This is a genomic window from Enterobacter sp. YSU (genome assembly GCF_016082135.1).
GTDB lineage: Bacteria > Pseudomonadota > Gammaproteobacteria > Enterobacterales > Enterobacteriaceae > Enterobacter > Enterobacter hormaechei_C.
This window is the reverse complement of record NZ_CP059487.1, coordinates 3,824,005-3,838,900: the sequence shown is the minus strand read 5'-3', so window position 1 is coordinate 3,838,900 and position 14,896 is coordinate 3,824,005. Positions and strand designations below refer to the sequence as shown.

9 protein-coding genes are annotated in these 14,896 nt (G+C 60.7%); 2 read left to right on the top strand and 7 right to left on the bottom strand.

Annotated features, from left to right (window positions below; translation table 11 throughout):
- The first annotated feature begins 46 nt into the window (after positions 1-46).
- On the top strand, positions 47-1,843 hold the full coding sequence (gene narX / locus H2Z33_RS18455) for a nitrate/nitrite two-component system sensor histidine kinase NarX (protein ID WP_063134664.1): 1,797 nt from the start codon (positions 47-49) through the stop codon (positions 1,841-1,843).
- Positions 1,836-2,486 (top strand): two-component system response regulator NarL, encoded by a 651-nt coding sequence (gene narL / locus H2Z33_RS18450; RefSeq protein WP_003856701.1) that lies wholly within the window; start codon positions 1,836-1,838, stop codon positions 2,484-2,486. The genes narX and narL overlap by 8 nt, the downstream gene beginning before the upstream one ends.
- Position 2,487: 1 nt before the next feature.
- Here narL and H2Z33_RS18445 read toward each other — a convergent pair whose 3' ends face one another.
- The 7 genes from H2Z33_RS18445 to nasR all read right to left on the bottom strand — a co-directional run bounded on the left by H2Z33_RS18445 (position 2,488) and on the right by nasR (position 14,880).
- Positions 2,488-3,906 (bottom strand): YchO/YchP family invasin, encoded by a 1,419-nt coding sequence (locus tag H2Z33_RS18445; RefSeq protein WP_063134665.1) that lies wholly within the window; start codon positions 3,904-3,906, stop codon positions 2,488-2,490.
- A 174-nt stretch (positions 3,907-4,080) separates the two neighbouring features.
- Entirely contained in the window at positions 4,081-6,558 is a 2,478-nt protein-coding gene (locus tag H2Z33_RS18440; RefSeq protein ID WP_063134666.1) for a nitrate reductase, read from the bottom strand.
- Positions 6,555-10,541, bottom strand: coding sequence for a nitrite reductase large subunit NirB (nirB, locus tag H2Z33_RS18435; RefSeq protein ID WP_074133752.1), 3,987 nt, complete (start codon positions 10,539-10,541; stop codon positions 6,555-6,557). Before nirB ends, H2Z33_RS18440 begins: the two co-directional genes overlap by 4 nt.
- Positions 10,542-10,553: 12 nt before the next feature.
- Positions 10,554-11,342 (bottom strand): ABC transporter ATP-binding protein, encoded by a 789-nt coding sequence (locus tag H2Z33_RS18430; protein ID WP_015570359.1) that lies wholly within the window; start codon positions 11,340-11,342, stop codon positions 10,554-10,556.
- A gap of 9 nt (positions 11,343-11,351) precedes the next feature.
- Positions 11,352-12,230: a nitrate ABC transporter permease gene (gene ntrB / locus H2Z33_RS18425; RefSeq protein ID WP_032671624.1), complete on the bottom strand. Its 879-nt coding sequence runs from the start codon at positions 12,228-12,230 to the stop codon at positions 11,352-11,354.
- Positions 12,231-12,232: 2 nt separating this feature from the next.
- Positions 12,233-13,480 carry a CmpA/NrtA family ABC transporter substrate-binding protein gene (locus H2Z33_RS18420; RefSeq protein ID WP_023296759.1) on the bottom strand — a complete coding sequence of 416 codons (1,248 nt, stop codon included), beginning with the start codon at positions 13,478-13,480 and terminating at the stop codon, positions 12,233-12,235.
- A gap of 227 nt (positions 13,481-13,707) precedes the next feature.
- Positions 13,708-14,880 (bottom strand): nitrate regulatory protein NasR, encoded by a 1,173-nt coding sequence (gene nasR / locus H2Z33_RS18415; RefSeq protein ID WP_048974231.1) that lies wholly within the window; start codon positions 14,878-14,880, stop codon positions 13,708-13,710.
- Between the last annotated feature and the right edge of the window lie 16 nt (positions 14,881-14,896).

Here is a 14,896-nt window from a genome sequence, read left to right as displayed (position 1 = left end):
TAGCGCCATTCCTGCAATCAGGTCACGTCAGGAGCCCGGCAACTCTATGTTAAAAAGATGTTTATCTCCGCTGACGCTGGTTAACCAGCTGGCGCTTATTGTTCTGCTGTCCACCGCTATCGGCGTGACCGGCATGGCTATTTCTGGCTGGCTGGTACAGGGTGTACAGGGTAACGCGCATGCCATCAACGAGGCAGGCTCGCTACGTATGCAGAGTTACCGGCTGCTGGCGTCGGTGCCGCTGACGCAGGCTGACCAACCGCTTATCGACGAAATGGAGCGTACCGCATTCAGCCCTGAACTGGAAAGAGCCGCCATCCGTGACGGTCAGCAATCTCAGCTTAAGGCGCTTCAGGGCTACTGGCATACCCAGCTGGAGCCTGGGTTAAAGCGGGCGGAAGACCGGGAAACGGTCGCCCGGGACGTCGCCGGGTTTGTGTCACGCATCGATCATCTTGTCTCCTCATTCGATCGCACCACTGAGTTACGCATTGACCGTGTGGTGATGGTTCACCGCGCAATGGCGCTGTTTATGGGTTTGCTGCTGATTTTCACGGTTATCTGGCTACGCGCGCGGTTGCTTAATCCCTGGAAACAGCTCCTGGCGATGGCTCGCGCCGTCACACAGCGCGATTTTACCCAGCGCACGCACATCAGCGGGCGCAACGAAATGGCGATGCTCGGCGAGGCGCTCAACACCATGTCGGCAGAGCTATCAGAAAGCTACGCGGTACTGGAACAACGCGTCCAGGAGAAAACCGCCGGGCTTGAGCAGAAAAACGAGATCCTCTCTTTCCTCTGGCAGGCGAACCGTCGCCTGCATATGCAGGTCCCGCTTTGCGAACGTCTCTCGCCGGTACTGAACGGCCTGCAAAATCTGACTCTGCTCCGCGATCTTGAGCTTCGGGTTTACGACGTTGAGGATGAGGAAAACCATCAGGAATTTACCTGTCAGTCGGACATATCCTGCGACGATAAAGGGTGTCATCTGTGCCCGCGCGGCTTGCCGCCGCTTACCGCCAGCGGCACGACCCTCAAGTGGCGGCTGATGGACAGCCATACCCAGTACGGTATTTTGCTGGCCACCCTGCCCGCCGGACGTCACCTGAGCCACGACCAGCAGCAGCTGGTCGATACGCTTGTTGAGCAGCTCACGGCCACGCTGGCGCTCGACCGCCACCAGGAGAAACAGCAGCAGCTGATCGTGATGGAGGAGCGTGCCACCATCGCCCGCGAGCTGCACGACTCCATCGCCCAGTCCCTCTCCTGCATGAAGATGCAGGTGAGCTGCCTGCAAATGCAGGATGAAGGCATGCCCGAGAGCAGCAAACAGCTGCTCAGCCAGATCCGCAACGAACTTAACACCTCGTGGATTGAGCTTCGCGAGCTGCTGACCACCTTCCGTTTGCAGCTCACAGAGCCGGGGCTGCGCCCTGCGCTGGAATCCAGCTGTCAGGAGTTTAGCGCCCGGCTGGGCTTCCCGGTGAAGCTGGATTACCAGCTGCCACCGCGTTTTGTCCCCTCTCACCAGGCGATCCACTTGCTGCAAATTGCCCGCGAAGCCCTGAGCAACGTGCTCAAGCATGCCGAGGCGACGGCCGTCACGGTCACCGTCAGCTGCCAGGATAATCAGGTGAAGCTCAGGGTTCAGGATAACGGCCGCGGCGTGCCGGAAAATGCCGAACGAACGAACCACTATGGTTTAATTATTATGCGAGACCGCGCGCAAAGCCTGCGCGGTGATTGCCAGGTTCGCCGGGGAGAGTCAGGTGGCACCGAAGTTGTGGTCACCTTTATACCCGAAAAGCCCCTCATAACTGCTCAAGGAGAAAACCATGACTAATCAGGAACCGGCATCTATCCTGTTGATTGACGATCATCCGATGCTGCGCACTGGCGTTAAACAGCTTGTCAGCATGGCGCCAGATATCACCGTCGTCGGGGAAGCCAGTAACGGCGAACAGGGTATTGAACTTGCCGAATCGCTCGATCCTGATTTGATCTTGCTCGATCTCAACATGCCGGGCATGAATGGCCTGGAAACCCTCGACAAGCTGCGGGAGAAATCCCTCTCTGGCCGGGTGGTGGTCTTCAGCGTCTCAAACCATGAAGAAGACGTGGTCACCGCCCTCAAGCGAGGGGCAGACGGCTATCTGCTGAAAGATATGGAGCCGGAAGATCTGCTCAAGGCGCTGCAACAGGCTGCCGCAGGCGAGATGGTGCTGAGTGAAGCGTTAACGCCGGTACTGGCCGCCAGCCTGCGTGCGAACCGCGCCACGTCTGATCGTGACGTCAGCCAGTTGACCCCGCGTGAGCGTGACATTCTGAAGCTGATTGCCCAGGGGCTGCCGAACAAAATGATCGCCCGCCGTCTGGACATCACCGAGAGCACGGTCAAAGTGCATGTCAAACACATGCTGAAAAAAATGAAGTTAAAATCCCGCGTCGAAGCCGCCGTCTGGGTGCATCAGGAGCGCATTTTTTAACTTACTCATCCGGCAGCAACTTCCACCGTGGATCGTCGGCAGGCATTGCGACGAGCGGTTGCACCACGGAAAGCGTGATCTCATTGGAGGAGACACGCTGCCCATCCTTATCTTCCACCACGGCCGTAAGCCGCCATGTATTTTTCGCCCCTTCCGAATCATCCCATGCAGGCATGATCACACTCCAGCCATCGCTGCTGTTGCCGTTTGCCGGTGAGGTCAGGCTGAGCGCCTGGGTATCACCCAGCCAGTGGATCTGCCGGATACCGTGCGTGCTGCGAATTTGCAGCTTCAGCATAACCGTTTCGCCTGGCTTAAGATCCCACGGCGGCGTGGCCAGATATACCGAGAGGGTTTTGCGCTGACGGAATTCCATCACGGGCAGATTATCGCGATCGGGTGAATCATAGCGGCTGCCCCGCAGCGAGCGCGTCGCCGCCACTTCCCCGGCGGAAAGCTGTTTCGCCAGCGGCACGCCAAAACGATAGTTGAGCTTCAGCCCGAGGTTATTCTGGCTAACGCCGCTCTCCCCCTGTTTATGGGCAGCCGTCAGGGTGACCAGCGGTACGGGGGTATAGTTCAGCCCCAGGTTGACCGCAACCGGGTTGTGATACCCCGTACCGCTGTTAAACAGATCGACGTTATAGCCAAAATACTGTTCAAAGCTGACGCTGGTGTTCAGGTGGTGAAACCAGGGAAGCCAGGCTTTGGCCGTTACGTCGTATCCGCGCGCCATGCGCTGCTCGCGGATGTCGGAACGCGGCTGCCAGCCAGCGAACGGCTGGTAGTAATTGGCCGACAGGCGCAGGTTTTCACCCCACGCCTCTGCGCCCAGCCCGGCACGTTGCAGGTTGTCTTCCAGCAGGTTGTCGTAAAAAGTGTTGTAGCCCAGCAGCCAGTTTCCGGCAACCCAGCGCTGACCAGCCCCGACGTTACTCACCAGCCCGTCTGTCTGCTGCGTCAGCCCAAGCTGGCTCCAGCTCAGATAGCGGGTGTTGTCGTTCCAGGGGATAAACCAGTTTCCGCTGCTGCCGTTAAAGTTGCCGTCGTCATCCACCAGCACATTGACGTTGGCGTTTCCCCAGGGTGAAAGCCAGGATTCAATCTGCTCGTTGACTTCCCCGCTCACGGCATCCCGCACCTTGCCAAACGCGAACTGTCGCGCCTGCTGCCCGGCCGTCAGGCCGTTATCGGTCATACTGGCTTCACCGAATGCCTTAGCCATTTCAGCCAGATGCTTTTCGCCTTCGCTGGTCGGTTGCGCCATGCCGAGATCCGGCAGACTATCGCCGTTGTTATCAAACGGATTTTGCGCCTGCTGCACGAAGGATTTCGGCGCACCATGAACGGCTCCAGCCGTAAAAAGGGGGAGTAACAGCAAAAAACGGATGCGGGACGATACAGCCTTCAACGTCGTCAATCAGAACCTGTGTTTATGAACAAACACTTATTATGTTAACGCCATAAGCCCTGAAAACCAGTCTTAAGAGAAATTTCAGGAATATCCTGAAAAGATTTGTCGGGTGGCGGCTTCGCCTTACCCGACCTACAAATTCGTACCGGTGCGAAGCCGCCACCCGACGCCCTTACACTATTATCCCAACAGCGCTTTCAGCTCCGGCACGCAGGAACCACAGTTCGTGCCGCAGCGCAGCTTCACGCCCAGCGCTGGGGCAGAATCACAGCCTCCGGCTATTGCCTTACGTATCGTATTTTCACCCACGCTGAAGCAGCTACAGATAATTCGCCCGGGATCGGCATCTTCGTCCGGCCGTTGCCCGTGCAGCAGCGCATGGCGTTCAGCAAGTTGGACGGGCGCAGCAGCAAAGGCTTCTTCAATAAACGCATGCGCCAGCGCCGGCAGCGTATGGCCCTCCCAGTAGCCCAGCATCAGCTCACCGTGATGCCAGGCGAGCACGCTGCTGCGTTCTCCCGTCTGTGCCACCTGTAACTGCCAGCCCCGACCGCTGGCGTACGCCATGATCCACGACAGCAACGGCTGCTCCCCCGCCACCGTCAGACGTGAGGCTTTACGCCACCAGCAGACCGACGGCGGCAGCGCTGGCAGCTCGCGGGCATACAGTTCACCCTGCCAGGCCGGTAGCCAGGGCAGGATCCTCACCGCGGTTTGTTTACTCTCCGGCTGGCCGGACCCGGCATCAACCCGCCCTTCCACCAGCGCATTGACCTTACCCTGGCGGGCAAATTGCGCGTTCCAGTGCATCGGCGCAAACAGCTCGCCTGCACGCTGCGCGGTGGAAATACGTACTCTGGCAACCATCACTCCGCGCGGGGAACTTACCCGCGCCAGCTGGCCGTCAGTCAGCCCGGCGCGCGCCGCATCGGTTGCGTTCATCTCAACAAAAGGCTCATCGATATGCTGCATCAGACGCGGAACATACCCCGTGCGCGTCATGGTGTGCCACTGATCGCGGATCCGCCCGGTATTCAGTATCAAGGGGTACAATTCGTCGACGCCTGCCCCATGCGGGGAGGGGTCAACCGGAACAAGCGTTCTTTGCGGGAAATCACCGGCATGCCACTGATACGGCGCCAGCTCGTCCCACGCCTCTCGTGACAGCGACGCCAGTTCGCGCAGGTTTAGCGCCCGTTCGCCGTTATTTTCAAACGCCGTTAGCGCCGCATGTTCACAAAATATCTCCTGAGGGTGTTCCCAGGCGAAGGCATCGCCATAACCGAGCTGGTCTGCGATCCGGGCGATGATCCACCAGTCCGGTCTGGCCTCGCCCGGCGCAGGCAGAAAGGCGCGCTGGCGGGAGATACGGCGTTCTGAATTGGTCACCGTGCCGTTTTTCTCGCCCCAGCCCAGGGCGGGAAAACGGATATGGGCAAACCGGCTGGTGTCCGTCTCCTGCATCACCTCAGATACCATGACCAGCGGGCAGGCCGCCAGCGCCTGGCACACCGCGTGGCTGTCGGGAAGTGACACGGCAGGGTTGGTGCCCATGATCCACACCGCCTTCACCTCGCCGCGGGCAATAGCGTCAAACAGTTCCACCGCCATCAGGCCCGGGGTCTGCGCCAGCCGTTCCGTTCCCCAGAAACGCGCCACGCGCGAGAGATCGTCCGGCTCGAAGTTCATGTGCGCCGCCAGCTGGTTCGCCAGTCCCCCCACTTCCCGCCCGCCCATGGCATTTGGCTGTCCGGTCAGCGAAAACGGGCCGCAGCCAGGACGGTTGAACTTCCCGCTGACAAGATGCACGTTAATGATGGCGTTGCACTTGTCGCTGCCGCTGGAGGACTGGTTGATCCCCATGGTGTAGAGCGTGATCGCGCGTGGCGCGGTGACAAACCAGTCGTAGAAGGTGCTAATCTCGTCTGAAGGCAGATCGCAAAACGCCGCCACGCGAGGGATCGGCCACTCGCCGCGCCCCTGGATCAGATTGAGCAACCCCACAAACAGCCCGGCGTCGCTGCCGGGTCTGAGCGCGAGGTGGAGATCGGCGATATCGCAGGTGGCGGTTTTACGCGGATCGATCACGACCACTTTCATCTGCGGATTGTTGTGTTTTGCCTGCACCAGCCGCTGATACAGCACCGGATGCGTCCAGGCCGCGTTCGAGCCAACGAGTACCACCAGATCGCTGTTTTCCACGTCCTCGTAGCTGCACGGCACCACGTCTTCACCGAAGGCGCGTTTGTAGCCCACCACCGCCGATGACATGCACAGCCGCGAGTTGGTATCAATGTTCGCCGCCCCGATAAAGCCTTTCATCAGCTTGTTGGCGGCATAGTAATCCTCGGTCAACAGCTGGCCGGAGGCATAAAACGCCACCGCCTGCGGCCCCCATTCGTTGATGATGTTCCGCAGCCGCTCGCTCGCTTCGCCCAGCGCCTGCGGCCATGCCACCTCCCGGCCATCGACAACCGGGCGCAGCAGGCGTCCCTGTAGCCCCGTGGTTTCCCCAAGGGCAGATCCTTTTACGCACAGACGACCGAAATTCGCCGGATGAGTTTCATCCCCCCGAATGCTCACCTTTTCACCGTCTGCGCTGGCGACCACGCCGCAGCCCACCCCGCAGTAAGGGCACGTTGTCCGGGTTTCCGTCATGAGGCCTCCGCGCGCATCACCAGCTCTTCATTTCCAACCCACACCTTGCCGTTTTCGATTTTTACCGGCCAGGCACGCACCGCAGGCGCCCCGCTCTCAGCCTGACACCCGTCGCGCAGACGAATACGTTGCTTGTAGAGCGGCGAGATCACCACCGGTTCCCCCGCCGCATCGCCGAGGATGCCGCGTGAAAGCGCGTTCGCGCGGCTGCCCGGCTCCCGATCGTCGAGGGCATAAACGGTTTTGCCAAAGCGGAACAGCGCAATCGGTTTGCGCCCAAGATGCGCGCCAATGCCCGCCTGCTCCGGGATCTCGTCGATATTACAAATTTCCTGCCAGCGCTTGTTCTCCTCCGCGGCGGGGACGTTCACCGCGGTGCGGAACAGCGCCAGGCGGTCAGGATCGTTAAGGGTGGTTTGCCATTCGCACTGGTAGGTCTCCACCACCCGGGCCATCTCCTGCTCCAGCTCGTGGGCGATCCCCAGGCTGTCGTTGAGGATCACCTCGCGTAGATAGTCGAGGCCGCCTTCCAGGTTATCCATCCAGGTACTGGTGCGTTGCAGACGATCTGCCGTGCGAATGTAGAACATCAGGAAACGGTCAACGGTGCGGATCAGCGTTTCGTCGTCCAGATCGCTGGCGAAGAGATCCGCGTGGCGCGGCTTCATCCCGCCGTTGCCGCACAGATAGAGGTTCCAGCCTTTGTCCGTGGCAATCACCCCCACGTCTTTGCTCTGCGCCTCTGCGCACTCACGGGTACAGCCGGAGACCGCCATTTTGATTTTGTGCGGCGCGCGCAGCCCCTTGTAGCGGTGCTCCAGCCTGACCGCGAGGCCGGTGGAATCCTGCACGCCGTAGCGGCACCAGGTCGACCCGACGCATGATTTCACCGTGCGCAGGGATTTCCCGTAAGCATGTCCGGTCTCAAACCCGGCCTCTACCAGCGCCTGCCAGATTTCCGGCAACTGTTCGAGCGTGGCGCCAAACAGGTCAATACGCTGCCCGCCGGTAATTTTGCTGTAAAGTCTATAGCGTTTCGCGATCTGGCCGATGGCGATCAGCCCGTCGGCGGTCACTTCACCCGCAGGCATCCGCGGGACGATGGAGTAGGTTCCGTCCTTCTGAATATTGGCGAAATAGCGGTCGTTGGTGTCCTGCAACGGCAGATGCGCCGGTTTCAGCAGATACTCGTTCCAGCAGGAAGCCAATACCGATCCCACCAGCGGCTTACAGATCTCGCACCCGTGCCCCTGACCGTAGCGGCTGATAAGCTGGTCGAAGGTGCGGATATGGTTGACGCGCACCAGGTGGTAAATCTCCTGACGCGAGTACGGGAAGTGTTCGCAGATATCCTTTTTCACCTCCACGCCCTGCGCTGCAAGCTGGAACTCCATCACCTGCTTCACCAGCGCGCTACAGCCTCCGCAGCCGGTCGCGGCTTTGGTGCACTGCTTAATGGCGCCGATATCCGTCGCACCCGCGCTTACCGCCTGGCAGATATCCCCTTTGCTGACGTTATGACACGAACAGATCTGCGCGCTTTCCGGCAGCGCCGCCACGCCCAGCGCTTTCGGCGCGCTGCCTGACGATACGGGTAAGATCAGCGTTTCCGGCTCTTTTGGCAGGCTGATGCCGTTGAGCATCATCTGCACCAGCGTGGCGTATTCGCTGGCATCGCCCACCAGCACGCCACCCAGCAGGGTTTTGCTGTCGTGGCTGACCACAATCTTTTTGTAGATTTGCTGCGGCCCGTGCGTCCACTGGTAGCTCAGCGCGCCCGGCGTGCGCCCGTGGGCATCGCCAAACGACGCCACATCCACGCCCAGCAACTTGAGTTTGGTACTCATATCCGCGCCGGTGAAGCGCTTCTCCTCACCCGCCAGCACAGCGGCGGCCACGCGCGCCATCTGGTAGCCCGGTGCCACCAGGCCAAAGATTTTCCCCTCCCACAGCGCGCATTCACCGATGGCAAGCACATCCGGATCCGAGGTCCGGCAGCCGTCGTCAATGCAGATCCCGCCGCGCTCGCCGACAGCCAGCCCGCTGCTGCGCGCCAGCGCGTCCTGCGGCCGAATACCGGCAGAGAAGACCACCATGTCCGTTTCCAGCTGTTCACCATCGGCAAAGCGCAGCACCAGCCCGTCGTCTGCGGTGGCAATCTCCGTCGTCGATTTACTGGTGTGTACCCCTACGCCCAGCGCCTCAATTTTCTTACGCAGCATTGCCGCGCCGTCGCTGTCGAGCTGCACCGCCATCAGGTTAGGCGCAAACTCCACCACGTGGGTTTCCAGCCCGAGCTGCTTAAGCGCATTCGCCGCCTCCAGCCCCAGCAGGCCGCCGCCAATTACCACGCCGCGGCGAGAGCCTGTCGCATGGGCCGCAATGTTGTCCAGATCGTCGAGGGTGCGGTAGACAAAACAACCCGGCAGATCGTTGCCCGGAACGGGTGGTACGAACGGGTACGAGCCGGTCGCCAGCACCAGCTTGTCCCAGTGAGTCTCATGGCCACTGGCGGTACGCACTACGTGTGCATCACGATCGATAGCGACGATCTGCTGCGAGAGGCGCAGCTCAATGCCGTTATCGGCAAAGAACGCCCCCGCCACCAGCGAGAGCGAGTCCGCGCTGCGTCCGCCAAAATATTCCGACAGATGCACGCGGTCATAGGCCGCATAGCGCTCTTCGCCAAAAACAATAATCTGATATTGCTGATGCAAATTGCGGTTAACGCAGTCTTCGAGGAAATGATGGCCGACCATACCGTGCCCAACCACCACCAGAGTAGGTTTTGTCATAGCGTTCTGTCCTGCAACCTGCGGTTGCGTTGTGAAACGATCGAACAGCCAGTCCGCGTGGGCGGGCGCAGCCGTTGCCAGTAAATCGGTAAAGGTTGCCGCGCTGCGGCAGTCACCCATCAGCAGCACGCCAGCCAGCGCCCCCTGATGGATCAGTAAACGTCGATAGTGACGGGTCAGCGGGTCCCATGAACTCCAGACCACATCGTCCGCCTGCGCCGTCGCGCGTCCGAGGCTGAACAGCGCCACGCCGGTCACCTTAAGGCGCACGCCGTTGTCGGTCAGGGTAAACGGCGTGGTGACCTCCCCGGCCAGCCGCGCGGCAAGAATATCCGCCTGCGCCAGACAGGGGGCGACCAGGCCAAACGTCTGGCCGTCAATTTCGCAGCACTCGCCGATGGCGTAGATATCCGGCACGGAGGTTTGCATCTGCTGATCCACCACGATGCCGCGCGCGCAGCGAATGCCGCTGGCTTTTGCCAGCGCGACGTTGGGCTGTACACCCGTAGCCAGCACCACGCGCGTGGCGGCGATGCGGCGTCCGTCGAGCAACGTCACGGCATCGTCAGTGATGGCCGTGATGCCGGAGGCGAGTTCACAGCGTACGCCCCGCTTCGCCAGCGCCTCGTCAAGCAGCAGTCCCGCCTGCTGATCCAGCTGCTGTTCCATCAGCCACGTGCCGCGATGGATAATCGTGACGTTGTCACCGTTTCGCGCCAGCGCTGCCGCTGCCTCCACGCCGAGTACGCCGCCGCCCAGCACTACCGCCGGCCCGGAGATATTCTGGATGGCGCGGGTCTCTGCCAGGGTGCGAAAGGTGAACACATGCGGTGCATCGCCGCCGGGGATCGGCGGCACTACAGGGGTAGACCCGGTGGCAAACACCAGCGCATCCCAGCCCAGCGTGCGAGCAGAGGTATGCACTTCACGCGCGTTGACGTCTACTGCGAGCGCCTTTTCTCCTCGCAGCACCGTCACGCCTCGTGCCGTGTACCAGTCTTCATCGTGCAGACAGATGTGCTCCGCCTGCTTTTCACCACCCAGCACCGGTGAAAGCTGGATGCGGTTGTACGCCTGCTCAGGCTCGTCACCGATGACGGTGACAGCGAAACGACCGGGAACACGCCCGGTGAGCGACGCAATCAGCCGGGTTGCCGCCATACCATTACCGATAATGACCAGTCGCATCGTGCCCCCTCATTACGCCGCTTTCGGCTGTTTTTCGTAGAGGAAATGGAGGATCTGCTGGCGCATGTGGTGATAGCGGCTGTCATCCGCCAGCTGCACCCTGTTGCGCGGGCGCGGCAGATCGACGCGCAGGATCTCACCCACGGTGGCCGCCGGGCCGTTGGTCATCATCAGTACGCGGTCAGAGAGCAGTACCGCCTCGTCCACGTCGTGGGTGATGAGCACGATGGTGGTGTTCAACGCCTGCTGGATCTGCATCACCGAGTCCTGCAGATGGGCACGCGTCAGCGCATCGAGCGCGCCAAACGGCTCATCCATCAGCAGCACTTTCGGCTTCATTGCCAGCGCCCGGGCAATCCCGACGCGCTGCTTCATACCGCCGGAGATCTCCCCGGGGCGCTTATGCAGCGCGTGGCCCATCTGCACCCGGTCGAGGTTGTGCTCAATCCACGCTTTGCGCTCGGCCTTACTCATGGTGTGACGGAAGACCTGATCCACCGCCAGCGCCACGTTGTCGAAGCAGGTCAGCCACGGCAGCAGCGAATGGTTCTGGAACACCACCGCGCGCTCGGGCCCCGGCCCGGCGATTTCGCGGTTGTCGCAAATCAGCCCGCCTTCCGTCGGCAGCGTGATCCCGGCGATCAGGTTTAACAGCGTCGACTTGCCGCAGCCGGAGTGACCAATCAGACTGACGGTTTCGCCCTCGTGGATATCAAAAGAGACGTTTTGCAGCGCCAGAAACTCGCCGCTGGCGGTGGAAAAACGCTGGCTCACGGCCTGGACCTGAATTAACGGTTTCATCTTCACTCCTTATTTTTCCTGCCAGCTAAAGCGACGGGCGATCAGCATCAGCCCCTGCTCCAGCAGCAACCCGACCACGCCAATGATGACGATGGCGATGAGAATGTTTTCGACGTTGAGGTTGTTCCACTCATTCCAGATCCAGAATCCAATGCCTAAACCTCCGGTGAGCATCTCGGCGGCGACAATCACCAGCCAGGCAATGCCAATGGAAAGACGTACCCCGGTCAGCACCGCAGGCAGCACGGCGGGGAAAAGAATGCGGCGCATGATGGTCCACTCTGAGAGTTGCAACACCCGGGCCACGTTGAGGTAGTCCTGCGGAATACGGCGTACCCCTTCAGCGGTGTTGATCACCATCGGCCAGATGGAGCAGATAAAAATGGTCCAGCTCGATGCAGGCTCCGCTTTCTGGAACAGCAGCAGGCCGATAGGCAGCCAGGCCAGCGGGCTGACCGGACGCAGGAGCGCGATCAGCGGGTTGAACATGCGGGAGAAAAAGGTGAAGCGGCCAATCAAAAAGCCCAGCGGAATGCCCGCCAGCGCCGCCAGACCGAAGCCGATGGCAACGCGCTGCAACGACGCCAGCACGTTCCAGCCAATGCCCATATCGTTTGGCCCGTCGCGATAAAACGGATCGGCAAACAGGGTCATGGCCGAATCGAGCGTGCTGAGCGGCGTCGGAAAGCCTTTACTGTTTATCGCTGCCAGCTGCCAGAGCACCACCAGCAGGCCGAGACCGAGCAGCGCCGGGATGACGCGCTGTAAAAAATCATTCATCCGACGCGTAAACGCTGGCGCACGACGGCGAACCTGTAGCGGAGGCAGGACAATCACTTCCCCGCTCTCTGACGTCTCTTGTGGTTTTGTATTTTGCAGATGCTGCATACTCAGGCCCCTTTACGGTGAATGGCGAAGCGGTTGGCGTACCCTTCCGGATCGGTGCCGTTCCAGACGGTGCCGTCCATCAGGGTGCTGCTGCGATACGGTGATGACGGTGTGGACATGCCGCCCACGGCGGTCGCGGCATCCTGCCAGACCGCGGTCTGGTTAATGCGCTGTGCAATGCCCGCGTAATCCGGCGCGGCGTTGAGCAAGCCCCAGCGGCGGAACTGGGTTAAGAACCACATCCCGTCTGAGAGATACGGGTAGCTCACGGCACCCTCGTTGAAGAAACGGATCGGGTGCGCATCCTGCCAGCGCTGACCGACCCCGTTGTCGTACTCGCCCAGCATACGTCCGGTGAGATACTGTTCCTTGCAGTTGAGCCAGGCGCGGCGCGAGAGGATCTGCGCGGTTTCGCGTTTGTTTTCCGCTGACGCCTCGATCCAGCGCGCGGCTTCCATCACGGCGCTCACCAGCGCCCGTGCGGTGTGCGGATTTTTCGCCACCCAGTCGCGTCGGGTGCCGAGGATCTTTTCCGGGTGATCGGCCCAGATGGACTGCGACGTGGCGGCGGTAAACCCGATTCGGTCGTTAATCGCCCGCGCGTTCCACGGCTCGCCGACGCAAAACCCGACCATGTTGCCAATGCGCATGTTCATCACCATCTGCGGCGGCGGCACCACCACGGTGCGCACGTCGTCAAACGGGTTAATCCCCGCGCTGGCCAGCCAGTAGTAGAGCCACATGGCGTGCGTTCCCGTCGGGAAGGTATGCGCGAAGGTGTAGGTTCCCGGCGCCTGCTGCGCAATCAGCTTTTTCAGCCCGTCGAGGTCACGAACGCCCTTCTCCGCCAGATCGCTGGAGAGCGTAATGGCCTGACCGTTCTGGTTGAGGGTCATCAGGTTCGCCATCTGCTGCGGCTTGCCCGCGATACCCAGCTCCAGACCGTACAGCAGGCCGTAAAGAATGTGCGCAGCGTCCAGCTCGCCCGCCACCAGCTTGTCGCGCACCGCCGCCCAGCTCGCCTCTTTGGTCGGCACAATAGTAATGCCGTGTTTTTTATCGAACCCCTTCAGGGCCGCGATAACCACGGGCGCGCAGTCGGTCAGGGGGATAAACCCGATACGCACGGTATCCTGCTCCGGCTTATCTGACCCCGCCGCCCATGCGGCCTGCATGACACCCGGCAACAGCATCGCACCACTCGCCAGCATGCTGGCCTGCAATAACCGCCGTCTCGACAAATCCGCCATAATTGCTCCTGAAAAAAGGCAAAAAAAAGCGCCCGACGGTGCTGAAGCACCGCTGGACGCCTTTATCCTGAAGACGCATGCACCGCCGTTGGCGCATCGTCGAAAATGGTTAATCTGTTAATGCAAAGGTAATGCCAGCTTTTCATCCCCGGCGTTACGGGGTTTCTGCAAGAAGAGCGCTGTATTACGCACCTCAATCAGGCATAAATTGCCCACTGACTGTGCAATTACTCCCCAGGGGGTATCTTCCACAGATTTTTCACCGTAAGCAGCGCACGGGCGATATCTACCATGCGTTGGTTTTTATCCATCGCCATTTTGCGCAGGGCGGTCCACGCCTGATCCTCGCTCATGTTCTGGTGCGTCATCAGCACGCTTTTGGCTTTATCGATGGTCTTACGCTCCTCCAGCGAGTCGCGCAGGGAAGCAAGCTGACGGGAGAGTTGCTCAATTTCACGCGCCTGCTGGCGCACCAGCGGCAGCAGCGGTTTATCCGGAAATCGCGCCAGGATATCGTCGTGTTCATCGTCTGCGTGCAGGTTTTCGCTATAGCGGCGCTCCTCAACTGCCGTCATCAGATCGGCAATTGCCACCTCCTCCAGCGTGCGCAGGTGCTCAAGGCGCGTGGTTTGCAGGGCAAACCATTTGAGGGCGGTATCGCCGTTATCTGCCGGAGGCTGGCGGGTGCACGCTTCACGCCTGAGTTTTTCAGTCTCCAGACCCGGCTGGCAGTTGAGGATAAACGTCTCCTGCACGTCTGGAGTGCAATGGGAGATAAAAACCTCAAAGCAGGCCTGCTGGCCATCAATGCGATCCACCAGCCGCTGGCGGGTTTCATCGTCAAAGAATCCCTGGGTGAAACCAATAGCCCCCAGCGCCCGCTCTTGTCCCACAAGTTCTTTGCCCTGCATCAGGCTGTAAAGGGCCACAAATCGGCCCGCGATGTGCGGATCGTCAATGCTGTCGCTGAGTTGGGGTACGATACTGAGCAAATGTCGCAGTATGCGGCTGTAATGTTCCATCGCCTGCGGCGCGGTGACGCATTGACCTGTAACGCCATCACGCAGCGCCGTTAGCGTCTCAAGGCCGTGCAGTGCGCTGGCAATACGTTCGCACAGGGCGCTGCCCGGCAGCGGTTCGTTAAACTGAAGGTGCAATGCGGCGAGGTTTTCATCCACCAGGGCCCTGCTGGCCTTGCATTCAGGCGCGTACAATTTGCCCTGCGAGCAGAGCCAGACATTTGACGCACCGCGCTCGCACTGTAGCATATGCACCAGTCGACTGATGCCGTTCACCAGTGCGCCCAGCTGCGCCAGTCTGCCGAGCTGTTCCTCGCGCAACATTCTCGCACGCTGGAACCATTCGGTTGCGCCAGGGGAACTGCCAGCCACTATCGTCATCGTTTCTCTCCCCGAT